Genomic DNA, 22,309 nt, shown 5'->3' on the forward strand with positions numbered 1-22,309 from the left:
CCGCGAGGCGTTCCGGCCGTCGGCCATCGCACACGCGAAGCCAGAAACCGCTCCGGCGCGACGGCCGTCTCGGCCGCACCCCGCCGACGCGGCGACGGCCGGGCCGAGGCCGTCGCCCGCCGTTGAGACCGGGACGACGCGCCCCAGGGCCTGCTTCAAAGCCCCGCTGTCCTACTGCGCGGCGCTCGCTACGGACGGGGACCTTGAGACAGGCCCTAGCTGCGGCGCTTGCGCCGGGCGCGCCGCACGATCGCGGCGGTGCCGATGACGGCGACGGTCGCGCCCGCGGCGGTGGCCATCGTGGCCTCCTTCCGGGCCAGCCTGCGGCCGACCACGGCGTGCCGTCCGGAGACCTCCTCGAGCAGCGCGGCCAGCGCCTCGGCGTTGTCGTGCGCCGGTTTCCAGCCGGCCTGGCGCAGCGTCGCGCAGTCCGCGACCCAGGGATAGACCACATAGTGCAGGTCGGTGGCCGGCGCCGGCGTCACGCCGATGCGGTGCAGCCGCTGCGCGGTGCCGAAGGTGATCGCGGCCGGGAGTTCGAAGCGCCGCCGCCCGGTGATCTGCTCGACCTCGTCCTGGTCCAGCCAGCCTTCGCTGCCGACCGCGATCCGGCCGGAGATCTCCCCGGTGATGGCGAGTTCGAGGGCGCTGACCAGGTCGTCGACGTGGCAGAACTGCCAGCGCGGCTCGCAGCCCTTGACCGTGAGCAGCCGCGGCGCCTCGAAGTGACGGGTCACCACCGTGTCGATCCCGGGGCCGACCAGCGCGGCGGGCCGCAGGACCGTGACGGTCATGCCCGGGTGCGCCACCGGCGCCATCTTCGCGAGCTCCTCGATCTCCAGGAAGTCGCCGACGATGCCGTCGTCGGGCTCGGCCGCGAGCGGGGAGTCCTCCGGGAGCGGCACCGCGTTGTCCACCTGCGCGCCGTACACCATCGCGCTGGTCATGACGATCACCTTGCGGACCCGGACCGCCGCCGCCGCGGTGATGACGGTCTGCGCGCCGCGGACGTTGTACGCCCGCCGCTCCCGGTGATCGGTGTCCGGGGACAGGTCCATGTCGAGGTGGACGATCACGTCCACGTCGGAGATGCGGCTGGTGAGCTGCGGGTCGCGGACGTCGACCACGCGCCATGTGATCCCTGACACGTCCCCGCGGTGGTCGTCGAGGCCGACGACCTTCCTGATGTCCCCCGAGTCCGCCAGCCGGGCGACCAGGGCACGACCGATGCCGTCGGCCGCCCCCGTGACGGCGACGACCGGCCCCGTGCTACGCCGTGGGCGAACCTCTCGTGTACTCAAGTCGAGTGAGTCCTCCTAACGCACGCCCCCGGCCGTCGACCGGCTAACGTGAAGGTTGTGACCTATTCATCCTGCCTGAGGTCGAGCCTGTGAGCGACATCCCCTTCGGGTTCAACCGCCCGGACGAGCCCGGTGATGAGAACAAGCCCGGTGAGCAGGGCCCCTTCGGCCCGGGCGGCATGCAGGATTTCGCCGCCATGCTGCACCAGTTCGCCGACATGCTGGCCGGCCAGTCCGCGAGCACCGGCCCGCTGAACTGGGACCTGGCCAAGGACGTCGCCCGGCACACCGTCGTCGAGCGCGGCGACCCTTCGGTGGTCGACGCCGAGCGGCGGGCGGTCGTCGAGGCGCTCCGCCTGGCCGACCTGTGGCTGGACGAGGCGACGACCCTTCCCGCGGGGATCCGTAACCCGCAGGCGTGGAGCCGGTCGGAGTGGATCGAGAACACCCTCCCCGTGTGGTCGAAGGTCTGTGACCCGATCGCGGCGCGGATGGTCGACTCCATGGGCGAGGCCATGCCCGAGGAGATGAAGGCCGTCGCCGGCCCGCTCGTGGGGATGATGCGGCAGATGTCGGGCGCGATGGTCGGCGGGCAGGCCGGGCAGGCGCTGGGCGCGCTGGCGCTGGAGGTCGTCGGCTCCGCCGACGTCGGGCTGCCGCTGGCGCCCGAGGGCGTCGGCGCGCTGCTGCCGGCCGGGGTGACCGCGTTCGGCGAGGGCCTGGAGGTCAGCGCGGACGAGGTGCGCGTCTACCTGGCGCTGCGCGAGGCCGCCCACCAGCGACTGTTCGGGCACGTCCCGTGGCTGCGCGCCCACCTGCTCGGCGCGGTCGAGGACTACGCGCGCGGCATCACCGTGGACCTGTCCAAGATCGAAGAGGCCATCGCCGGGGCGGACCTGACCAACCCGGAGGCGCTGCAGGAGGCCCTCGGCGGGGAGCTGGCGCTGACCCCGGAGGAGACGCCGCAGCAGAAGGCCGCGCTGGCCCGGCTGGAGACCGCGCTGGCCCTGGTCGAGGGCTGGGTCGGCACCGTCGTCGCGGCCGCCGCCGACGGCCGGCTGCCGTCCGCGGGCAAGCTCGGCGAGGCGGTGCGCCGCCGGCGCGCGACCGGTGGTCCCGCCGAGCGCACCTTCGCCACGCTGGTCGGCCTCGAACTCCGGCCCCGGCGGCTGCGGGAGGCCGCCGCGCTGTGGGTCGCCCTGGGCGAGGCACGCGGGAACGATGGACGCGACGCCATCTGGGCGCACCCGGACCTGCTGCCCACCACCGACGACCTGGAGAACCCCGAGGCGTTCGTCGAGGGCAAGGGCGCCGACCTGGACATCTCGCAGTTCACCGAGCCGAAGGACGAGTCCGGCGACGACGAGCCCGGCTCCGGCGACTGACCACGCCCCGCGACAGACGGCGTCGGCGCGGCCGCGCCGGTGAGGTGACGATGACACTGCACGCCGACGCCGTACGCGCGCTGTCGGACTGGAGCGCGCCCGACGCCGCGCAGGACCTGCTGCGGCGCGACTTCCTCGCGCACCTGTCGGCGCACGAGAACGCCATGTTCCGCGAATGCGTGCCCGGTCACCTGACGGCCAGCGCGGTCGTCCTCGACCCGCCCGGAGAGCGGGTGCTGCTCACGCTGCATCCCAAGGCGGGCATGTGGCTGCAGCTCGGCGGCCACTGCGAACCGCACGACGCCACGCTCGCGGGCGCGGCGCTGCGCGAGGCCACCGAGGAGTCCGGCATCGACGGGCTGCGCCTGCTGTCCGAGCCGCTCCACCTCGACCGGCACCGCGTCTGGTGCCACGGCGGGTCGTACCACCTGGACGTCCAGTACGTCGCCGTCGCCCCGGACGGCGCCCGGGAGCGGATCAGCGAGGAGTCAGCGGACCTGCGCTGGTTCCCCCTCGACGGCCTCCCCGAGGACACCGACGAGGTCGTACGCCGCCTGGTCGTCCACGCCCGCCGGCGACAGCCCGCTCCCTGAACCCACCGACGGAGCCCCGTCGCCGGGTGCGCCGACGACAGCCCGGTCACCGCGCCGGCCGGCAGCAGGCCGGTCCCGTGGGCCTGGTCGAACCCGGAGTCCAGCGACCGGATGAGGAGCGCCGTCTCCTGATGCGGCTCGAGGCCCAGCTCAACCCCGAGAACGAGAGGTAGTCCCACCGCCCCAGCCCGCTGAGATGGCTTGTGCCGAGGATTTCGGTGGTCGGTGCGACGGAGATCCGGGGCGCAGGGTGACGATCACGCTGCGGGCGACGCCGCGGGGACGGGGCGCGCATCAGCCGTGCGAAGATCTACCAAGACCCTACCGAGCGGTGGTGGAGTCGTGACGCGCCTGGTCCTGTCCTCCAAGATCCTCGACGGTCTCGACTTCGGCGCGCCGTCGGCCGAGCGTGACATCGGGCGTGGCCTGGACAAGTGTTTCGTCGAGTCGGCCACGTACAACCGCGTCCACTCGGGTGCCAAGACCGTGCTCCTGGGCAACCGCGGATCCGGCAAGAGCGCCATCTTCCAGGTGCTCGCCAAGCGCGAGCGCACCGCGGGCAACCGCGTGATCGAGCTGTCTCCGGAGGACTACTCGTACGAGCTGCTCAGCTCCACGATGGCCGCCGAGAACGCCGGGTCCTGGGCGAAGCACGGCGCTTACGCCGCCGCCTGGAAGTACCTGCTCTACGTCATGGTCATGAAGGAGGTCGCCCGGAAGGGCATGCGGCTGGCGAAGGGCGCGGGCGCCGAGATCAACGGGTACATCCGCAACAACCACGCCAACGTCCAGATGGGCCGGCTGTCCGTCCTGGTCTCCTACCTCAAGCGGCTGGAGAACATCAAGCTCGGCCCGATCGAGGCGGGCGCGAAGACCCGGGAGCTGGACCGGCTGTACAAGCTCGAGGAGATCCACTCCCTGCTGCCCGCGCTCCGGAAGGTCCTCGACCGGCAGCGCGTCACGATCGTCGTCGACGAGCTCGACCGAGGCTGGGACTCCTCCGAAGACGCGAAGGCGTTCGTGGCCGGGCTGTTCCAGGCGTGCGTGTCCGTCAACGCGCTGCACGGCAACCTGTCGGTGTACGTCTCGCTGCGGCGGGAGCTGTACGACGACATCCCGGCCCTGTACGAGGACGCGCAGAAGTACCGGGACCTGCTGGAGACGATCCGGTGGAGCGAGGGCTCCCTCCTCGAGCTCATCGCCAAGCGCATCCGGTACTCCGCGCGGGAGATGGGCTACGACGCCCAGGTTCTCGACCGCGCCGACGATCTGACCTGCTGGAACGCCGTGTTCGCGCCGGCCCCCGGTGGACCCGTGGACGGTTCCTTCCGGTATGTGGTCGACCGCACCCTAAACCGGCCGCGCGAGATCATCGAGTTCTGCACGACCGTGCTCGAGGAGGCCCGGGACCGTGCCCCCGCCCTTCCGCTGCCGTTCGAGGCGGTCCGGTGGGCGGAGCGCGGCTACTCCGAGGAGCGGACCAAGGACATCGCCGCGGAGTACCGCTTCCAGTACCCCGGCCTGCTCGGCGTGTTCGAGGTGTTCCGCGGCCGGGACCACACGTTCGAGCGGGAGGACCTCCAACTGCTCTGCCTGGAACTGGTGCTCGGCGAGATCCCGACGAACGGCACCTCCTCCTGGCTGCCCGTCCGCGACCCGGACGGCCTGATCGAGATCCTCTGGCAGACGGGCTTCCTCACCGCCCGGCCCATCGGGGAGACCGATCCGGTGGGCGGCGGCCCGGGGGCGTTCATCGGCATGCATCAGGTGCAGCACCTGAACCTCGTGGCGGTCCAGCGGTTCCAGGTCCACCCGATGTTCCGCGCCTACCTGGGGATGCGCACCGAATAGGAGGACGATGTACGACATCGCGCAGCCGTACGGACCCCTGATCGAGACCACCCTGCGGGTGATCACCTGGAACGTCTGGGGCCGGTTCGGGCCCTGGGAGCGACGCGAACGAGCGATCCGCGAGACCCTGGCCCGGCATGACGCGGACATCGTCACGCTGGTCGAGGCGTGGGGCGGGCAGGAGCAGCGGTTCGGAATGCCGCACCACGTCTTCGCCGGGGACATCGTCAGCAATGGCGCGACCTCCGGGATCGCGGTGCTGGCGCGATGGCCGATCACGCGGCACGAGTGGGTGCGGCTGTCCGGCTCGGGAGACACCGGCGGCGACCTGCTGTTCACCGAGATCGACGGTCCACGCGGCCCGGTGCGGCTCTTCCTCGCCGCCCTCGCCTGGCGGCCGGAGCACAGTGCCGAGCGCCAGAAGCAGGTACGGGAGATCGCCACCTACATCGACGAGCGGCAGAGCCGACGGCACCCGACGATCCTGTGCGGCGACTTCAACGCCGACCCCGACAGCGACGAGATCCGGATGCTGACCGGCAAGACCGAACCGGCGGCGCGGGACCTGGTGTTCTACGACGCCTGGGCCACGGCCGGGACGGGCGGACCCGGCCATACGTGGGCGAACACCAACTCCTGGGCGGTCCCCGTGCTGTGGCCGAACCGCCGGATCGACCACGTCCTCTCCGCCTGGCCCCGCCGCGGCGGCGCCGGCCACCCCGTCCACTGCGAGGTCATCGGCACCGACCCGATCGACGGCGTTCTGGCGTCGGATCACTACGGCGTCCTCGCCGACCTCCGCTACTGACCTCGGCGACCTGGGATCACTGGCGATCGGTGACCCAAGACGGCAGTAGACACCAGTGATCAATGCTCTGGGCTCGCGGACACGCGAGCATACGGTGTCGAGGACCGCGCGTGTGTTGAAGTGGCGCTCGTCGCCGGCGGGTTCGCGACCACGGGCGGAGCGGTCGGCCTCTCCTCGACGGCGGGCTGACGGAACGCTCGGTGAAGCGTCGCGCTGATGCGGCGGAGTAGGACATTACGCACGCTGCACGGCTGCCTTCACTGAGTGTTCGGTGCGCGCCGGACCGTTCCCCACCGCGCGAAGACTTGGGAGACCATGTCACAGCCAGGCGGGCTGTCTCGTCTCGGGTCGCAGAGACGGTTCTGAGCCGGGAGGTGATGTCATGCGCGTGTTCGTGGCGGGCGGCACGGGGGTTCTGGGGCGGCGGCTGGTGCCGCGGTTGGTGGCTCGCGGGCACCACGTGACGGCCACGACGACGAGCGAGGCCAAGCTGGATCTGCTGAAGCGGTTGGGCGCGGATGGCGTCGTGATGGACGGGCTGGACGCGATGTCGGTCGGCGAGGCGGTGGCCAAGGCCCGGCCGGACGTGATCGTGCACCAGATGACCGCGATCTCCGTGGCGCACGCCGGCAAGCCGGACATGAAGCACATGGACCGGTGGTTCGCCGGCACCAACCGGCTGCGCACCGTGGGGACGGACCACCTGCTGGCCGCCGCCGAGGCGACCGGCGTGACCACCTTCATAGCGCAGGGCTACGCCGCCTGGAACGGTCTCCGCGAGGGCGGATGGGTGAAGACCGAGCAGGACGGGCTGGACCCGATGACGGGGACGCCGGCGGAACCGGGAATGGCGGCGCTCGGTCACGTCGAGGACGCGGTCGGCAGGGCGGGCGGCGCGGTCCTGCGCTACGGCTGGTTCTACGGGCCAGGTGCCACCGAGGACCTGGTCGAGCCCGTGCGCAAGCGGCAGTTCCCGATCGTCGGGAGCGGCGCCGGCCACTGCTCGTGGGTGCATCTGGACGACGCGGCGAGCGCCACGGTCCTGGCCGTGGAGCAGCAGGCCGACGGGGTGTTCAACATCGTCGACGACGAACCGGCCCCGGCCGGCGAGTGGCTTCCGCACCTGGCCGCGTCCGCGGGGGCGAAGCGGCCGATGCGGGTCCCCACCTGGCTGGCCCGGCCGCTGGCCGGGGATGTGGCGGTGACGATGATGACCGAGGGGCGCGGCTTCTCCAACGCCAAGGCCAAGCGGGAGCTCGGCTGGCGGCCGAGCCACCCCTCATGGCGGCAGGGCTTCGCGAAAGAGCTGGCATGACCCGCGCCGAGGAGTTCCAAGAGCTGCGGCCGCTGCTGTTCTCGATCGCCTACCGCATCCTCGGCAGCGTGGGAGAGGCCGAGGACGCGGTCCAGGAGACCTGGCTGCGTTACGCGGCCTCCCCGACACAACCCACGTCGACCAAGTCCTTCCTGTCGGCCGTGGTCACCCGGATCTCGATCGACGTGCTGCGCTCGGCCCGGGTCCGGCGGGAGGAGTACACCGGGCCGTGGTTCCCCGAGCCGCTGCTCAGCGATCCCTGCCAGGACCCCGAGCGCTCGGCGGAGCTGGCCGACTCGGTGTCGATGGCGGCCCTGTTGCTGCTGGAGCGGCTCAGCCCGCTCGAACGCGCGGTCTTCGTGCTGCGGGAGGTGTTCGGGTTCGACTTCCCGGAGATCGCCTCGGCGGTGGGCCGGTCGGAGGCGGCGTGCCGGCAACTCGTGGTGCGGGCGCGCCGCCACATGGACGCGGGCCGACCCCGGTTCCAGGCCGACCGCAGGGAGCGGGAGGAGCTCGCCGAGCGGTTCTTCGTCGCCTTCGCCGAAGGCGACGTCGACGGGCTGACCGAGTTGCTCGCCGCCGACGTTCGGATGATCGGCGACAGCGGCGGCAAGGCGCCCCGCTGGGGCACGGGCGTCTCCGGCGCCGGCAACGTGGCCCGGGTGCTCACCGCGCTCCTGGCGCCGTTCGTCCGGATCGGCGGCGTCGTGGAACCACACCAGGTGAACGGCCAGCCGGGCGCGATCTTCCGCGACCGGGACGGCAAGGTCGTCAACACCTGGACCCTCGACATCCTCGACGGACGCATCCAGACGATCCGCACCGTGGTCAACCCCGACAAGCTCGGACACGTGGGCCCGGTGGCCGACGCCTGGGCGGTCGTCCGCGAGACGGCCAGGATTCGCCAGCGTACGGGCTGACCGGGAGCCCCGGCGGCGCTCCGGACTCGGGGCGGTGCCGGCCGAAAAGCCCCCGCCGTGGGCATTCACCGCATCGAACCCTCTCGGGCAGGAGCTCTGTCATGAACGAATACACCGCGCACTAGCAGGTCGCGATGGTCACGGGGGCGAACAAGGGCATCCGCCCTTGAAGTCGACGGCGTGATAGACGAGCCAGCTCTCCTTGCCGTCGGGAGAGGAGAAGAAACGTTGTGTCCCGTGGCGTACGCCCCATTCCCGCTCTGGAACACCTTGCCGTTTCGCACCAGCGCCTCGGGGGCCTCATTGATCGGGGAGCCGTGCTTCTCCCAGCCATGGCCGGGCTTGGAGATGATGACCTGCTTCTTGGCCGGCTTCCACGGCTTGACCAACTGCGCGATCTGTCAAAGGGGGAGGCGGGAGGGCCAGTCGAGCAGGCGCAGCAGATCCTCGTTCCCACCGCTCGGCGATGGGCGGGAGGCTTGGCGGGACGCCTCTTCGCCGCCTCCGAAGCCGGCACGTACGGGCCTGGCGCCGGTCATGCGGGCGCTGGCGGCGATGTTCTCGTCCGTCCGCGGCCGTCGCAGCCCTTCGTACGCCTCCAGCGCCGCGTCGATCGTGTCGGCGTCGCGCAGCGCCTTGGCCAGCACGACCGCGTCCTCCATCGCCATCGAGGCGCCCTGACCGGTCGCGGGCGACGCGGCGTGGGCGGCGTCGCCGATGATCAGCATTCTGCGGGTGTGCCACGGTCCGACGGCCGGGAGGTCGTGGGCGTTGGTCGCCATGAGCCGGTCACCGGTCGCCACGACGATGTCCGCGGCCGGCGTGGCGTCCGGGCGCAGGAGCGGAAGGAGCTCCGCCTTCCAGCGCTCGGCCGTGCCCGCCGCGATCTCCTCGGCCGGCAGCTCCGCACCCGTGACCCGGGCGAACCAGTAGGTGGTCCCGTTCGGCGACACCGCGTACCCGAACGCGGCCTCGCTCCCCCGCACCATCTCGAACGTTCCCGGGCGCTCGGAACGCGGCGCCTCGGCGGCGTACCCGTAGAAGACGCGCTGGCCCGCGTAACGGCGTGGAGCGGCGGCCGGATCGATCAGTCTCCGCAGGGTGGAGTTGAGCCCGTCCGCGCCGATCAGCAGATCGGCGCGGACGGTGCCGCCGTCGCCGAACCGCGCCGTGACGCCGGTGGCGTCCTCGACCGCGGCGACCAGCCGCTTCCCGTGCCGGATCCGGATCCCCCGGCGGAGCGCCTCGGCCCGCAGCACCGCGCAGAGCTCCGCGCGGAGCAGGCAGCGGTAACGGGTCAGGGGATCGTCGTGCGCGCCCATCGGCCTGCTGGCGATCTCGGCTCCCGTGTCGTCGGTCAGGCGCAACGCGGTGAGCGGGAACCCGACCTCGGCGACCGGCCGGGCGGCGTCGAGCTGCGCCAGTGCGATCATCCCGTTGCTCGCCAGCGTGAGGAACGCGCCGATGTCCTCGTCGGCGACCGGATGCGCCTCGTACACAGTGACCTCGAACCCGGCCTTGTCGAGGGCCAGCGCCGCCGTCAGCCCGCCGACGCCCCCGCCGGCGATCACGATCGATGTCATCCCCGTATCTCCGTCCCCGCCCGACCACTCCCGCACATTACTCAGACGACGAGGCCCCGGCCGGTGATCAGGGGAAGGTCGAGGGCGGTGAGGAGGCCCGGGGCGGCTTGGACGACCGTCGGGACCGCGTTGACGAGGCGCATCGCGGTGGCCTTGAGGCCGGCCGTGTTGTGGTCGCCGTCGGTGCCGAGGAGTTGCAGGTCGACGGTGTAGTTCGGCTCGCCGCGCACCTCGACGCGGTAGCAGCCCTTGCCCGCCGGCCGCGGCCAGTCGGGGGCCAGGTCGTCGCGCAGGCGGGTGACGTGTTCCAGCACGATGACCGGGCGTCCGTCGCGCATGCCGCGCAGCTCGAAGCGCAGCGCGGCGGCGGTGCCCTTCTCGATCCGGCCGGCGTCGACGTCGAACGCCTCCGGGGCGGGCAGGCGGGTGTGCCACTCCTCCAGGCCGTCCAGCTCGACGTCGAGGCCGGCGGCGAGCTGGCGGACGACGCTGCCCCAGGCGAGGGACAGCACGCCCGGCTGGAGCAGCATCGGCACGTCGTCGATCGGGCGGCCGAAGCCCATGATGTCGAACAGCACCGTGGCCTGGTCGTACGTCGCGTAGTTGAGGATCTCCAGGCAGCGCACCTCGGTGATGCGCTCGCTGATGCTCGTGACGGTCAGCGGCAGCCAGTCGTTGGCGAAGCCGGGGTCGACGCCGTTCACCCAGATCGAGACGCCGCCGTCCAGGGCGGCCTGCCGGATCGGCGAGCCCATCGCCTCGTCGGGGAACTGCAGGAAGACGGGGCTGGACGAGACGACGTTCACGCCCGCGCGGAGGATGCGCCGCAGGTCGTCGAGGGCCTCGGCGAGGCGTACGTCGGCCATGGACGTGTGGACGACGCAGTCGGGCCGGAGGGCGAGGACGGCGTCGGCGTCGTTCGTGGCGGTCACGCCGAGCGGGCCGATCCCGGCCAGCTCTCCGGCGTCCTTGCCCACTTTGGCCGGGTTGGAGACCCAGACTCCCGCGAGTTCCAGGTCGGGGCGGGCGGCGATGCCGATCAGCGCGTTACGGCCGACGTTCCCGGTGCCCCACAGCACCACGCGATACGTCATCCGGCCACTCCTTCTCTACAGGTCGGGCAGGCCGAGGTCCAGGGTCGGCTGGTCGGTGCCGCCGTCGACCTCGAGGACGCGGCCGGTGACGAACGCGCCCGCGGGCGAGGCGAGGTAGAGCACGGCCGCGGCGATGTCCTCCGGGTCGCCGATGCGACCGAGCGGGGTGTTGTTCTCCACGGCCGTCCGCAGCTCGTCGTTGCCGGTCACGATCTCCAGCGCGGACGTGGCGACCGCGCCGGCGGCGATCGCGTTGACGCGGATCCGCGGCGCCAGGTCCCGCGCCGCCATCCGGGTGTAGTGCGCCAGCGCCGCCTTGACCGTGCCGTACGCCAGGAAGCCGCGGCCGGTGACGCGACCCATGACCGAGGAGATGTTGACGACGGCGCCCTCGGTCATGTGCGGCACGGCCGCGCGGGTCAGGGCGTGCGCGATGCCGACGTTGAAGTGGAACGCCTCGGCCAGGAACTCGTCGGTCGTGTCGAGGAACGTCTGCGGCAGGGTGCCGCCGACGTTGTTCACCACCACGTCGATCCGGCCGAACGCCTCGGCCGCCGTCGCGGCCAGCCCGGCGGCGGCCGTCAGGTCGGTGAGGTCGGCGGGCACGACGACCGCCCGCCGCCCGGCGTCCTCGATCTCGCGGGCGACCTCGCGGAGCTGGTCCGCACTGCGGGCGGAGACGAGCACGTCGGCGCCGGCCTGGGCGAGCGCGACCGCGGTCGCGGCCCCGATCCCGCGTCCGGCGCCCGTCACGATCGCGGCCCGGTCGGTAAGTCGGAAACGATCGAGGATCACGACGCGAGCCTAAGCAGAACTAGAACGCGTTTCAATACCGAAAAACTTGCCGAGACGGCATCTTTTCCATTTCGGCAAGATCAGCAACGGTGATCGCATGGTCGATGGCGAAGGAGCTCCCCTGGGGCTGCGGGAGCGGAAGAAGCGGGAGACGCGTACGGCGTTGAGCTGGGCGACGATCCGCCTGAGCGTCGAGCGCGGCTGGGACGCGGTGACGATCGAGGACATCGCCGCGGAGGCGAACGTCTCCGTCCGCACCTTCCGCAACTATTTCTCCGGCAAGGCCGAGGCCATCGTCGCCCGGCATCTCGACCGGATGCTGCGCGCCGCGGACGACCTGCGGGCCCGCCCCGCGGACGAGCCACTGCGCGAGGCGATCACCCAGGTGGTCCTGGCGCGGTTCGCTCCGGAGACCGGCGGGGGCGGGCAGCCGCCCCGTCAGGAGTGGGTCGACGGCATCCGCCTCATGCTCACCGAGCCCGACGTCCAGGGCGAGTTCCTCAGGGCCAACATGATCGTCCAAGGAGAGCTGGCCAAGGCGATCGCCGAGCGGACCGGCACGGACGCGGACCGCGACGTCTACCCGACCCTCGTCGCCGCCGTGACCGGCATGGCCGCCACGGTCGCCATCGACCACTGGCTGCGCGCCGACTCCTCCGTGCCGGTCGCCCGGCTGATGAGCGAGGTGTTCGACCGGCTCTGGGCCGGCCTGCCCGTCCCCTGATCCCCTCCCTTCGACAGCCCGCGCCGCCGCGAAGCGCCGGTGGCCGCCGGGCCGTCCCGTCATGCCCTTCGACAGGAGAGATTCGATGACCAACGACGTCGTCATCGCCGGCGCCGGCCCGGGCGGCCTGATGCTGGCGTGCGAGCTCGGCCTCGCCGGACTGCGCCCGATCGTGCTGGAGCGGCTGCCGCAGCCGAGCACGGAGCCCCGCGCGAACGGCCTGGTCGGCCAGGTCGTTCGCGTGCTCGACCGCCGGGGCCTGTACGAGCGCCTCAGCGGGAGCAAGGACCCGCCGACGCCCGTCCCCGGGTACGTCTTCGGCGCCCTGCCCCTGGACCTGACCGCACTGGAGGACAACCCGCTCTACACGCTCCCGGTGCCCCAGGTCCGCATCGCGCAGGTCCTCGCCGAGCGCGCGGTCGAGCTCGGCGCGGAGATCCGGTACGGCCACGGCCTCGTCGACATCGAGCAGGACGACGAGGCCGTCACCGCCACGGTCGCGGGACCGGACGGCTCCTACCGGATCCGCGCCCGCTACCTGGTCGGCGCGGACGGCGGACGCGGCGTGACGCGGAAGCTGTCCGGCATCGGGTTCCCGGGCGTGAGCAAGGACCGTGAACCTCGGCTGGAAGCTCGCCGCCGAGCTCCGCGGGCAGGCCCCGGCGGGACTGCTCGACACGTACGAGACCGAGCGGCGGCCCGCCGCCGAGCGCGTCGTCATGCAGACGCAGGCGCAGTCCACGCTGATCGCCCCCGGCAGCGGGGTCACCGCGCTGCGCGAGCTGTTCACCGAGCTGCTCCGCGACCCGGCCAACGTGAAGCGCATCGCGGAGATGATGGCCGGCGCGGACCTCCGCTACGACATGGGCGTACGCGACGCGCACCCCCTCGTCGGACGGTGGGCGCCGGATCTGACGCTGCGCACGGCCACGGGGACGGTGCGGCTGGCGGAGCTGACCCGATCCGCGCGGCCCATGCTGCTGGACCTGACCGAGGACGCCTCCCTCGGGCAGGCGGTGTCCGCCGACCGGATCGACGTCGTCACCGCGCGCGCGGACGGTCCCGAGCCGGCGGCCACCGCCCTGCTCCTGCGGCCGGACGGCTACGTCGCCTGGGCGTCGGCCGCCGCCCGTCCGGACGCCGCCGAACGGGACGAACTGCGCGCGGCCGTACGGCGCTGGTTCGGCTGATCAGTACGGCGAGCCGCCCGCGGTCAGCTCGGTCAGGTGCTCGACGAGCAGGTCGCGGAAGACGCGGAACTCACGGAGGTCCGGCCCGAACACCTCGGTGATCCCCAGGAGCGCGTCGACCACCTCGTCCGCCCGGCCCGCCCGGGAGACGGCCATGCGCAGGTGGTCCGCGAGCGGGTCGTCGAGCTCCTTCGCGGTCCAGACGTGCCGCATCCACGCCGCGACGGCCAGCGCGGCCCAGCGGGGCTCGGCGCCGGCCGCGAGGCGGTCGCGGACGACGCCGAGCAGCCGCTGCGGGAGCTTCTGCGAGCCGTCCATCGCGATCTGCGCGGTCCGGTGCCTCAGCGCCGGGTTGGCGAACCGGGTGAGCAGCGACGCCTTGTACTCCTCCAGGTCGAAGCCGGCCGGCACGGTGAGCGTCGGGGTGGCGTCCTCGTCCAGGTAGCGGCGCACGGCGTCGCCCAGCGCGTCCACCGCCTCGGCGACGTACTCGAACCGCGAGCCGAGGTAGGCCAGCATCGAGTGGGAGCCGTTGAGCAGCCGGAGCTTCATCAGCTCGTACGGCGCGACGTCGCCGGTGAAGATCGCGCCGGCCTTGTCCCAGGCGGGGCGGCCCGCCGCGAAGGAGTCCTCGATCACCCACTGCGTGAACGGCTCGGTCACGACGACGCCGTGGTCGCGGACGCCGAGCAGGCGCTCGGCCTCGTCCAGGTCCGCGGCCGTCGTCGCGGGCACGATCCGGTCGACCATCGTCGCGGGGAACGCCGTGGCGCAGGTGATCCGCACGCCCGCGCGCTCGGCGTACTCCTCGACCAGGCCGCGCAGCGTCGCGCCGTTGGCGGTCAGGTTGTCGCAGCACAGGACGGTCACCGGCGCCTCCCGCCGGGACAGGCCCCGGACGAGCCGGCCGAGCACCGTGCGCGGCTCGCGGCCGGTGAGGTCGAGGCAGATGTCCGGGTCGTCCATCCGCAGCCGCCCGGTGGCCGGGTCGTGCCGGTAGCCCTTCTCCGTCACGGTCAGTGAGACGATCCGCACGGCCGGATCGGCGATGCGCTCGGCGGTCGCGTCGCCGGTGCGCACCTCCCGTACCGCGCCGACGATCCGCGCCGACACGCCCTCGGGGCCGCGTTCGAGCACGCTGTACAGCCCGTCCTGCGGAGCCAGTTGGTCGACCACGGTCGCGCTGCGCTGGGTGATCCCGCAGATCCCCCAGCCGTCACCGGCGTCCTCGGTGTAGACCGCCTGGTGCGCCCGGTGGAACGCGCCGATGCCCAGGTGCACGATCCCCACCGACGACGGCACCGGCCGCGGCCGGGTCGTCAGGGACAGCCGCATGGTGTCCTTTCGTTGCTCGGCCATCACTTCAACCTCCGAAGGATGCCCCGGCCTTCAGGCCGGGAAGGGATTTGGACTTCGTCAAGAACGGCTCGGCCGGGCCAGAGCCGTCCTGCAAAGGAGTTCGCGAACGTACGACAAAATGCTTTACACATGAGCACGCCATCTGTGAGGTCGCCGTCATGCGGACGGCGTACAGGTGCCGGGCCTACCCGGACCCCGAACAAACGGCGGTGCTCAACCGCACGTTCGGGTGTGTGCGCCTGGTGTGGAACAAGACCCTCGCCGAACGTCATGCGGCCTACCACCAGCGAGGTGAGAAGACCTCCTACAAGCAGACCGACGCCGCGTTGACCGCATGGAAGAAGACCGAGGACCTGGCGTTCCTTTCGGAGGTGTCCTCGGTGCCGCTGCAGCAGACGCTGCGGCATCAGCACGCGGCGTTCGCGAACTTCTTCGCCGGACGCGCCAAGTACCCGCGGTTCAAGAACCGCAACTCCCGTCAGAGCGCGCACTACACCCGATCGGCGTTCCGTATGAACGACGGCGAGCTGTCCATGGCCAAGACCACCACGCCGCTGAGGTTCGTGTGGTCCTTCGACGACGTCGAGGTGTCCACGCTGAACCCGACCATGGTCGTCATCTCCCGGGATCCGGACGGCCGCTGGTACGTGACGTTCGCCGTCGACACCGACGCCCCCGAGCCCATGGACGAGGCCGGGCACGCCATCGGCGTCGATCTGGGCGTGAAGGACTTCGCGGTCACCTCCGACGGGAAGCGCATCGCCAACCCCCGGCATCTGGAGCGCAAGGCCCGCAACCTCGCCCGCTACCAGCGGCAAATGGCCCGCCGCGAACGCGGGAGCATGAACAGGCGCAAGGCCAAGGCCAAGGTCGCCCGCGCCCACCGCAAGGTCCGCAACGCCCGCGCCGACTTCCTGCACCGCCTCAGCACCAACCTGATCCGCAGGGCCGACACCATCGTGATCGAAGACCTCGCGGTCACCAACATGGTCAAAAACCGTAGCTTGGCGCGCGTCATCAGCGACGCCGGATGGGGCGAATTCCGCAGGCAACTGGATTACAAGGCCGAACGCGCCGGACGCACCCTCGTGGTCATCGACCGCTGGTACCCCTCCTCCAAGACCTGCTCGGCCTGCGGGCACCTGCTCGCCAAGCTGAGCCTTTCGACCCGGCACTGGACGTGTCCGGGCTGCCGCACCCGGCACGACCGGGACATCAACGCGGCCAAGAACATCCTTGCGGCCGGTCGAGCCGTAGCCGGGGACAACCCCGGTGATGCCTGTGGAGCTGGTGTCAGACGGCAAGGGTCCTCCCTTCCGCAGTCGGCGCTGAAACAGGAAACCCGCGCCGCGAGACGCCCGGCCTAAAGACCGGATCGGCCACAAGGCCGATGGGAATCCCCTCCTCCTTGAGGAACAGTCAAATGACCGCCCCGAGCTGCCAGGGCGCGAAGTCGTCGTCACCGAAGCCGAGCTCCTCGCCGGCCGTCCTGCGGCCCGAGGCGACCTCCAGCACGAGCCGGAACAGCCGGTCGCCGGTCACCGAGCCGTCGGACAGGTCGAGGTCGAAATCCTCGGCCGACGCACGGTACGCCGTACCGGTCGCGGCCAGGTTCAGGCCGGGCGCCGGGCGGCAGCCGTCGGCCGGCCCGCCGCCGGTCGTGCGGCACATGACGGTCGCGCCACCCGCCACCTGCCCGGTCGCGGAGACCTCGGGCCGCCCCGGCGTATCCATGAAGACGAGCCCGCGCTCGGTGACGGACTCGGCGTACTCGTAGACCGCGGTCAGCGGCGACGTGCCGCCCTTGGCGACCGCCTGCTCCGGCGCGGCCGGGGAGATCCCGGCGTACCGGTCCCACCAGCGGACCCGTTCGACGAGCCGCTCACCAACCCGCGGAGAGACGGCGCGGCCCGCGAGCAGGTGCTCCGCGCCGTACACCTGCGGCGTCCCGGCCAGGATCGCGGTGCCGCCGTGCCGTACGAGCAGGTCGGCCGCCGCGCCGAGCACCGCGTTCCCGGCGCCGCCCGTCCCGGTGCCGACCAGGCCGAGGACGAGTTCGGCGGCCGGCACCGCGACGCGCTCGACGCGGTTCGCCTCCGGCAGCAGGTCGCGGATCAGCTCGACGCCGCGTCGTACGGTCGCCGCCGTGCCGCCCATCTCCTGGATCGTCATCGTCGGCGTGCCCTCGGGCAGGTCGAACCCGGTGAGCTGGGCGACCTCGCAGCCGAGGCCGACCACGAGCAGGGCGGCGAAGTTCGGGTGCCGCGCGTAGCCGTTCAGGGTGCGCCGCAGCAGCCGGATGCCGTCGCCGTCGGCGGCCATCCCGCACCCGGTGCCGTGCGTGAGCGCCACGACGCCGTCCACGTTCGGGAACTCCTCCGCGAGGGCCGCCGACCGGCTCGCGATCATCTTCGCGACCGTCGCGGAGCAGTTCACCGACGTGAGGATGCCGATGTGGTTACGGGTGCCGACCCGGCCGTCCGGGCGGACGATCCCCTGGAAGGACGCCTCCTCCCCCGGACCCGCACCCGTCTCATCCGCACGCCGAGCATCCATGCGGTCAGCCGTTCTGCACCCAGGCGTGTTCGGGGTCGAGGTACGGGATCATCTGCCGGCCCTGCCCCGCCATGACCCACAGGTAGCAGAGCCGGTACCCGGGCGCCGCGACGACCGGGTGGTAGCCGGCCGGGATCGCCGCCACGTCGCCGTCGCGGACGGTGAAGCACTCCTCGCCCTCGCCGTCGTACCGGATCTGCACGCCGAAGCCGTTCTCCGGCTCCACCTTGAACAGGTAGACCTCCTCGAGCCTGACCTCGCGGGGCGGCTCATGGGTGTCGTGCTTGTGCGGCGGGTAGCTGGACCAGTTCCCCGGCGGGTTGATCGTCTCACCGAGCAGCAGCCGGCCGGCGGAGTCGCCGGGGCCGAGGATCGTCCGCACCGTACGGGACCAGTTGCCCTCGCCGCGCTCGGCGATCTCCTGGTCGTCCGGGCCGATGATCCGCGCCTCGCCGGGCGTGCCGTCGCCCAGCGGAGCGGTCGCGATGACGATCTGCGCAGGTCCGCCGGTCGCCCGGAACGTCAGCGGGTGTTCCGGCGGGGCGTACACCGTGTGGCCGGGACCGTCGAACACACCGCCGCGGCCGCCGGCCGTGCCCAGCCCGTCGACGTCGACGACGCCCGAGAGGACGACCGCGGCGACCTCCTCGTCGCGGTTCAGCTCCAGGGTCTCGCCCTCGGCCAGGTCGGCCAGGTCGAGGCCGATCAGCTCGGTGTCCTTGCCCGGGATCAGCAGGGTCTTCAATCTCTCTCCTTGATCTGGGTGACCAGCTGGGTGGGGTTGACGAAGCGCAGTGCCACGACGAGCAGCACCAGCATGGACAGGGTGTAGATGACCGCCATCGCGTCGGTCTCCTGCTGCGCGCGGATGCCCGCGGCCGAGACCGAGTAGTACAGCGCGACGACGAGGGTCTGGCTGTCCGCGCCCGCGGTGAGGAACGTCAGCTCGAACATGCCCACCGTACGCACGAGCACGAGGATCGCGGCGGCCAGCATGCCGGGGATCAGCAGCGGGCCGAGGATCCGCGTGAAGATGACCCGGGTCCTGGCGCCGCACATGCGGGCGGCCGCCTCGATCTTCGGGTCGATCTGCTCGATGAACGGCGTCATGACGAGGATGACGAACGGCACCGCGGGCACGAGGTTGGCCAGGATGACGCCGCTCAGCCTCCCGGCCAGGTGGAACTTGTAGAGCACGGTGGCCAGCGGCACGCCGTACGTGATCGGCGGGATGAGGATCGGCAGCAGGAACGCCACCATCAGCACCCGCTTGCCGGGGAAGTTCCGGCGGGCCAGCGCGTACGCGGCCGGGACGCCGACCAGGACGGAGACCACCACGACGGCGAGCGCGACCTCCAGCGTCACGGTGAGGACGCCGCCGAGGTCGAACTCCCGCCACGTCGCGCCGTACCAGTGGGTCGTCCAGCCCTTCGGCAGCCAGCCGCCGAACCACTTCCTGCCGAAGGAGTCGACGACGACCGCGCCGACGACGCCGAGCAGGATGAGCAGGAAGAAGACGACGGAGCCCCACACGATCCAGGCCCCGGGCCGCAGCGCGATCCGCCGCAGCGCCCTCTCCTCGGTCGCGGGCGGCGCTTCCATGACAGCGGTCATCCCTTGCCTCCCGTCGCTCCGCGGTACAGGCGGGCGCGCCAGCCGAGGACGAGGCCGATCACGATCAGCTCGACGGCGCCCATGATCATCGCGATGGCCGAGGCCATGGAGTAGTCGTACTGCTCGAAGGCGGCGTGGAACGCGGCGATCGAGATCACCCGCGTCTGCCGCGCGGGCTCCCCGACCATGATCGCCGAGGGGAACACCGAAAAGGCCAGCACGAACGACAGGCAGAACGTGATGGCCAGGCCCGGCGCCAGCAGCGGCAGCGTGATGTGCCGGAACCGCTGGAACCAGCCCGCCCCAAGCGTCGAGGCCGCCCGTTCCAGCGTCGGGTCGATCCCGGTCAGGTACGACAGGGTCAGCAGGAAGGCGAACGGGAAGCCGGTGATGACCAGCGAGAGGACGACGCCCCAGTAGTTGTGCGTGAGGCGCACCGGGTGGTCGACGATCCCGAGGTCCAGCAGGACCCGGTTCAGCCAGCCCGTCGGCCCCATGAAGGCCAGCAGGCCCTCCGCCGTCAGCACCGTGCCGAGCGTGATCGGCACCACGAGGATCGTGGTGACGGCCCGCTTGCCGCGGAACCTCCCGCGCATCCGGTACGCGATCGGCACCGAGGCCAGCACGTTGAACAACGCGGCCGGCAGGCCGATCTTCAACGTCGTCCAGATCGTGTCGCGCAGGTACGGATCGGCGAAGAACAGCCGGTAGTCCGCGAACGGCCCGGTGCCGTACCTGCTCGCCGCGTCCGAGCCGGCCTGCGGCTGGAACGACAACTGCAGGCCGTACACGAACGGGTAGATGAACAGCGCGACCACGAACACGACCGCGGGCAGCAGGAGGAGCAGCGTACGGTCGACGCCGCGTTCGGCGAGCCGGTGCCGCGGCGAGATCCGCGGCGGCGCGACGGCCGGCGCCGCCACCTACGCCACCTCCTCGGGCGCCGCCGGGCTCTCCGCGGCGAACACCAGCACCCGCTCCGGCGGCACCGACACCGTCACCCGGTCGCCGGGCGCCAGGCGCGTCCCGGCCCGCAGGTGCAGGTCGACGCCGTCGTCGGTACGGGCCTGGATCGCCTGCTCGCGGCCCTGGTACTCCACGACCTCGACGGTGACCTCGGTGGCGTTCGGGCCGTCGCCGACGGTGAAGTCCTCGGGCCGGACCGCGGCGACCGCCCGCGCGCCGAGGTCGTCGCGCCGTACGCCGGTGAGCCCGCCGCCGAACCCGTCCAGCACGACGGTCTTCTCGTTGACCTGCGAGACGGGCAGCTCCAGCTCGTTGCGGTAACCCATGAAGCCGGCGACGAACCGGTTGGCCGGCTCGGTGTAGACCTCCTCGGGCGAGCCGATCTGCTGCACCCTGCCCTGACGGAGCAGAACGAGGCGGTCGGCCAGGGAAAGCGCTTCCTCCTGGTCGTGCGTGACGTAGATGGTGGTCAGTCCCAGCGTCTGGTGGATGCGCTTGATCTCGGTGCGCATCTCCAGCCGCAGCTTCGCGTCGAGGTTCGACAGGGGCTCGTCCATCAGGACCAGCGGCGGTTCGAGGACGATCGCGCGGGCGATCGCGACCCGCTGCTGCTGGCCGCCGGACAGCTGTCCCGGGAACTTGTCCGCGTGCTCCTCCAACTGGACGAGTCCGATGGCCTCGTCCACCCGGCGCCGCGCGTCGGCCTTGGGAACCTTGGCCATGCGCAGGCCGAAGCCGATGTTGGAGCGCACCGACATGTGCGGGAACAGCGCGTAGTTCTGGAACACCATGCCGAAGCCGCGCTGCTCCGGCTGCAGGGTGTCGATCCTCCGGTCGTCCAGGGTGATCGTGCCGCCGGTCAGCGGCAGCAGCCCGGCCAGGCAGTTCAGCGCGGTGGACTTGCCGCAGCCCGACGGGCCGAGCAGGGCGACGAACTCCCCGCCCGTGATCGTCAGGTCGAGCCCGTCGAGAGCCCGTACGCCCCCGAACGCGCGGCTCACCTGGTCGAGCCGCAGTTCCGAGATCTTGGTCGGCGGCCGGCTCACTTGTGGACCTTTCCGCCGCCGACGGTCCGGTCCCACTGGTCGAACGCGGTGACCTGCTGCTTGGCGGGCAGGGACGTCTCCTTGGGGAACTGGGCGATCCATTTGTCGTACTCCGGACGCCCGAACTGCTGGATGACCTGCTGCGACTTGGCCGGAGCCATGGAGACGGTCACGCCGTTCACCGCGGGGCCCGGGTAGAAGTAGCCGGTGTCGTACGCCTTGGCCTGCTGCTGCGGGGTGAGCATCCACTTGATCAGCTGGATGTCCGCGGAGATCACGTCGGCGGACACGTCGCTCGGGATGGTGGCGTACTGCGCGTCGGTCACCCAGTGCATGCCCTTCAGGTAGGTGACCTTGTCGCCGGCCGGCACCTGGCCGAGCGCGCGCGGGTTGATGTCCCAGCCGGTGGTGGTGGCGATCATGTCGGCCGACCCGTTGGCCAGGTTGGTCATGGTCTCGGAGGTCTTCGAGGGGTAGTAGTCGACGTACTTGCCGAGCTCCGACAGGTAGTTCCAGGTCTTGGTCCAGCCGCCCTGCGGGTCCTTGGGGTTCGAGTCGCCGAGGAGGTACGGCAGGCCCATCAGGAACGTACGGCCGGGGCCGGAGTTGGCGGGCCGGGCGTACTGGAACTTCTTCGGGTGCGCCTTCGCCCAGGCGAGCAGTTCGTCGGTGGTCGTCGGCGGGTTGGACACCTTCTGCGGGTTGTACTCGATGAGCGGGCCGGACGGGTAGTACACGAGCTCGACGCCGTGCCCCTGCGCCAGCTCCTGCATCTTGGCGGCCGGCTCCAGGTAGTTCGGGTTCCCGATGCGGCCGGCGTAGTCGTCGGTCCTGACCCACAGGTTCTGGTCGACGCCCGCGGACAGGCCGTCGGTGCCGGTGAGAACGAGGCCGATCTGCACCTGACCGGCGCTCTGCTGCGCCTTGATCTTGCCGGGCAGCTCCGGGGCGGTGGCCTTCGTGTAGGTGACCTTCTTGATCACCTTGGGATGCGTTTTGACGAACTCGTCGATCATGCCCTGGGTGAGCTGCAGGTTGCCCGCGACGTCGATGATGTTGAGGGTCACCGGGTTCTTCGGGTTGTCGGGCACCTTGTCCGGCGTGACCGCCTTGGCCCCGCCCCCCGAGTTCGGCGAACCGCACGCGCTCACCGTGAGGACGAACGCCGTCGCGAGGCACCATTTCTTACCGCGCATGAGGGATCTTCCT

Annotated in this window: 21 protein-coding genes and 1 pseudogene; 11 read left to right on the forward strand and 11 right to left on the reverse strand. The window is 71.5% G+C overall.

Annotated elements, in window-relative coordinates:
* Window positions 1–215 precede the first annotated feature (215 nt).
* The gene (locus tag AB0K82_RS30070) at window positions 216–1,301 is read right to left on the reverse strand and encodes an NAD-dependent epimerase/dehydratase family protein (protein ID WP_364403482.1); all 1,086 of its coding nucleotides are present in this window, start codon (window positions 1,299–1,301) and stop codon (window positions 216–218) included.
* Window positions 1,302–1,390: 89 nt separating this feature from the next.
* On the opposite strand from AB0K82_RS30070, the gene AB0K82_RS30075 reads away from it, so the two are divergent.
* From AB0K82_RS30075 to AB0K82_RS30105, 7 genes are all read left to right on the forward strand, one after another.
* On the forward strand, window positions 1,391–2,686 hold the full coding sequence (locus AB0K82_RS30075; protein WP_364403484.1) for a zinc-dependent metalloprotease: 1,296 nt from the start codon (window positions 1,391–1,393) through the stop codon (window positions 2,684–2,686).
* A 50-nt stretch (window positions 2,687–2,736) separates the two neighbouring features.
* Window positions 2,737–3,279, forward strand: coding sequence for an NUDIX hydrolase (locus tag AB0K82_RS30080; RefSeq protein WP_364403487.1), 543 nt, complete (start codon window positions 2,737–2,739; stop codon window positions 3,277–3,279).
* A 26-nt stretch (window positions 3,280–3,305) separates the two neighbouring features.
* Window positions 3,306–3,452, forward strand: coding sequence for a hypothetical protein (locus AB0K82_RS30085; protein ID WP_364403490.1), 147 nt, complete (start codon window positions 3,306–3,308; stop codon window positions 3,450–3,452).
* A gap of 169 nt (window positions 3,453–3,621) precedes the next feature.
* Entirely contained in the window at window positions 3,622–5,130 is a 1,509-nt protein-coding gene (locus AB0K82_RS30090) for a hypothetical protein (RefSeq protein ID WP_364403492.1), read from the forward strand.
* Window positions 5,131–5,137: 7 nt separating this feature from the next.
* Window positions 5,138–5,938 (forward strand): endonuclease/exonuclease/phosphatase family protein, encoded by an 801-nt coding sequence (locus AB0K82_RS30095; protein WP_364403495.1) that lies wholly within the window; start codon window positions 5,138–5,140, stop codon window positions 5,936–5,938.
* A gap of 382 nt (window positions 5,939–6,320) precedes the next feature.
* Entirely contained in the window at window positions 6,321–7,253 is a 933-nt protein-coding gene (locus tag AB0K82_RS30100; RefSeq protein ID WP_364403498.1) for an NAD(P)-dependent oxidoreductase, read from the forward strand.
* Window positions 7,250–8,173 (forward strand): RNA polymerase sigma-70 factor, encoded by a 924-nt coding sequence (locus AB0K82_RS30105; RefSeq protein ID WP_364403500.1) that lies wholly within the window; start codon window positions 7,250–7,252, stop codon window positions 8,171–8,173. The genes AB0K82_RS30100 and AB0K82_RS30105 overlap by 4 nt, the downstream gene beginning before the upstream one ends.
* 401 nt (window positions 8,174–8,574) lie before the next feature.
* On the opposite strand, the gene AB0K82_RS30110 is transcribed toward AB0K82_RS30105, so the two are convergent.
* Genes AB0K82_RS30110 through AB0K82_RS30120 form a run of 3 tightly spaced genes read right to left on the reverse strand, consistent with a single transcriptional unit; the run spans window position 8,575 to window position 11,645 of the window.
* A complete protein-coding gene (locus AB0K82_RS30110) occupies window positions 8,575–9,756 on the reverse strand; it encodes an FAD-dependent monooxygenase (protein ID WP_364403502.1) in 1,182 nt (393 codons plus the stop codon).
* A gap of 41 nt (window positions 9,757–9,797) precedes the next feature.
* Window positions 9,798–10,850: a dihydrodipicolinate reductase gene (locus AB0K82_RS30115; protein ID WP_364403504.1), complete on the reverse strand. Its 1,053-nt coding sequence runs from the start codon at window positions 10,848–10,850 to the stop codon at window positions 9,798–9,800.
* A gap of 15 nt (window positions 10,851–10,865) precedes the next feature.
* Window positions 10,866–11,645 carry an SDR family oxidoreductase gene (locus AB0K82_RS30120; RefSeq protein ID WP_364403507.1) on the reverse strand — a complete coding sequence of 260 codons (780 nt, stop codon included), beginning with the start codon at window positions 11,643–11,645 and terminating at the stop codon, window positions 10,866–10,868.
* A 97-nt stretch (window positions 11,646–11,742) separates the two neighbouring features.
* Between AB0K82_RS30120 and AB0K82_RS30125 the strand changes: the two genes are divergently transcribed.
* The 3 genes and pseudogenes from AB0K82_RS30125 (at window position 11,743) to AB0K82_RS30135 (ending at window position 13,559) form a co-directional block, all read left to right on the forward strand.
* A complete protein-coding gene (locus tag AB0K82_RS30125) occupies window positions 11,743–12,369 on the forward strand; it encodes a TetR family transcriptional regulator (protein WP_364403510.1) in 627 nt (208 codons plus the stop codon).
* Between the two features lie 130 nt (window positions 12,370–12,499).
* A pseudogene (locus AB0K82_RS30130) lies at window positions 12,500–12,922 on the forward strand (FAD-dependent monooxygenase); the annotation flags it as partial.
* 61 nt (window positions 12,923–12,983) lie between these two features.
* Window positions 12,984–13,559 carry an FAD-dependent monooxygenase gene (locus tag AB0K82_RS30135; RefSeq protein WP_364403512.1) on the forward strand — a complete coding sequence of 192 codons (576 nt, stop codon included), beginning with the start codon at window positions 12,984–12,986 and terminating at the stop codon, window positions 13,557–13,559.
* Here AB0K82_RS30135 and AB0K82_RS30140 read toward each other — a convergent pair whose 3' ends face one another.
* On the reverse strand, window positions 13,560–14,918 hold the full coding sequence (locus AB0K82_RS30140; RefSeq protein ID WP_364403515.1) for a mannitol dehydrogenase family protein: 1,359 nt from the start codon (window positions 14,916–14,918) through the stop codon (window positions 13,560–13,562). It abuts the gene before it with no gap.
* 158 nt (window positions 14,919–15,076) lie between these two features.
* Between AB0K82_RS30140 and AB0K82_RS30145 the strand changes: the two genes are divergently transcribed.
* Complete coding sequence (locus AB0K82_RS30145; RefSeq protein ID WP_364403517.1) at window positions 15,077–16,285, forward strand: RNA-guided endonuclease TnpB family protein; 1,209 nt, start codon at window positions 15,077–15,079, stop codon at window positions 16,283–16,285.
* A 52-nt stretch (window positions 16,286–16,337) separates the two neighbouring features.
* On the opposite strand, the gene AB0K82_RS30150 is transcribed toward AB0K82_RS30145, so the two are convergent.
* From AB0K82_RS30150 to AB0K82_RS30175, 6 genes are read right to left on the reverse strand one after another with little or no spacing between them, the layout of a single operon-like run.
* Window positions 16,338–17,474 (reverse strand): UxaA family hydrolase, encoded by a 1,137-nt coding sequence (locus AB0K82_RS30150; RefSeq protein ID WP_364403519.1) that lies wholly within the window; start codon window positions 17,472–17,474, stop codon window positions 16,338–16,340.
* 4 nt (window positions 17,475–17,478) lie between these two features.
* On the reverse strand, window positions 17,479–18,219 hold the full coding sequence (locus AB0K82_RS30155) for a 5-deoxy-glucuronate isomerase (protein WP_364403522.1): 741 nt from the start codon (window positions 18,217–18,219) through the stop codon (window positions 17,479–17,481).
* Entirely contained in the window at window positions 18,216–19,088 is an 873-nt protein-coding gene (locus AB0K82_RS30160) for an ABC transporter permease subunit (RefSeq protein WP_364403525.1), read from the reverse strand. Before AB0K82_RS30160 ends, AB0K82_RS30155 begins: the two co-directional genes overlap by 4 nt.
* On the reverse strand, window positions 19,085–20,011 hold the full coding sequence (locus AB0K82_RS30165) for a sugar ABC transporter permease (protein ID WP_364403528.1): 927 nt from the start codon (window positions 20,009–20,011) through the stop codon (window positions 19,085–19,087). The genes AB0K82_RS30160 and AB0K82_RS30165 overlap by 4 nt, the downstream gene beginning before the upstream one ends.
* Window positions 20,012–21,100, reverse strand: coding sequence for an ABC transporter ATP-binding protein (locus AB0K82_RS30170; protein ID WP_364403530.1), 1,089 nt, complete (start codon window positions 21,098–21,100; stop codon window positions 20,012–20,014). It lies immediately after the preceding gene.
* Window positions 21,097–22,296: an extracellular solute-binding protein gene (locus AB0K82_RS30175; RefSeq protein ID WP_364403532.1), complete on the reverse strand. Its 1,200-nt coding sequence runs from the start codon at window positions 22,294–22,296 to the stop codon at window positions 21,097–21,099. The genes AB0K82_RS30170 and AB0K82_RS30175 overlap by 4 nt, the downstream gene beginning before the upstream one ends.
* Window positions 22,297–22,309 lie beyond the last annotated feature (13 nt).

It is taken from the genome of Actinoallomurus sp. NPDC052274 (assembly GCF_040679475.1).
In the GTDB taxonomy this organism is placed as follows: Bacteria; Actinomycetota; Actinomycetes; order Streptosporangiales; family Streptosporangiaceae; genus Actinoallomurus; species Actinoallomurus liliacearum.

Bases quoted from the DNA above. Each gene is read 5' to 3' on its own strand.
- AB0K82_RS30080 (WP_364403487.1), top strand. From the start codon at position 2,737: ATGACACTGCACGCCGACGCCGTACGCGCGCTGTCGGACTGGAGCGCG.
- AB0K82_RS30095 (WP_364403495.1), top strand. From the start codon at position 5,138: ATGTACGACATCGCGCAGCCGTACGGACCCCTGATCGAGACCACCCTG.
- AB0K82_RS30100 (WP_364403498.1), top strand. From the start codon at position 6,321: ATGCGCGTGTTCGTGGCGGGCGGCACGGGGGTTCTGGGGCGGCGGCTG.
- AB0K82_RS30105 (WP_364403500.1), top strand. From the start codon at position 7,250: ATGACCCGCGCCGAGGAGTTCCAAGAGCTGCGGCCGCTGCTGTTCTCG.
- AB0K82_RS30110 (WP_364403502.1), bottom strand. From the start codon at position 9,756: ATGACATCGATCGTGATCGCCGGCGGGGGCGTCGGCGGGCTGACGGCG.
- AB0K82_RS30115 (WP_364403504.1), bottom strand. From the start codon at position 10,850: ATGACGTATCGCGTGGTGCTGTGGGGCACCGGGAACGTCGGCCGTAAC.
- AB0K82_RS30125 (WP_364403510.1), top strand. From the start codon at position 11,743: ATGGTCGATGGCGAAGGAGCTCCCCTGGGGCTGCGGGAGCGGAAGAAG.
- AB0K82_RS30140 (WP_364403515.1), bottom strand. From the start codon at position 14,918: ATGGCCGAGCAACGAAAGGACACCATGCGGCTGTCCCTGACGACCCGG.
- AB0K82_RS30145 (WP_364403517.1), top strand. From the start codon at position 15,077: ATGCGGACGGCGTACAGGTGCCGGGCCTACCCGGACCCCGAACAAACG.
- AB0K82_RS30150 (WP_364403519.1), bottom strand. From the start codon at position 17,474: ATGGATGCTCGGCGTGCGGATGAGACGGGTGCGGGTCCGGGGGAGGAG.
- AB0K82_RS30160 (WP_364403525.1), bottom strand. From the start codon at position 19,088: ATGACCGCTGTCATGGAAGCGCCGCCCGCGACCGAGGAGAGGGCGCTG.
- AB0K82_RS30175 (WP_364403532.1), bottom strand. From the start codon at position 22,296: ATGCGCGGTAAGAAATGGTGCCTCGCGACGGCGTTCGTCCTCACGGTG.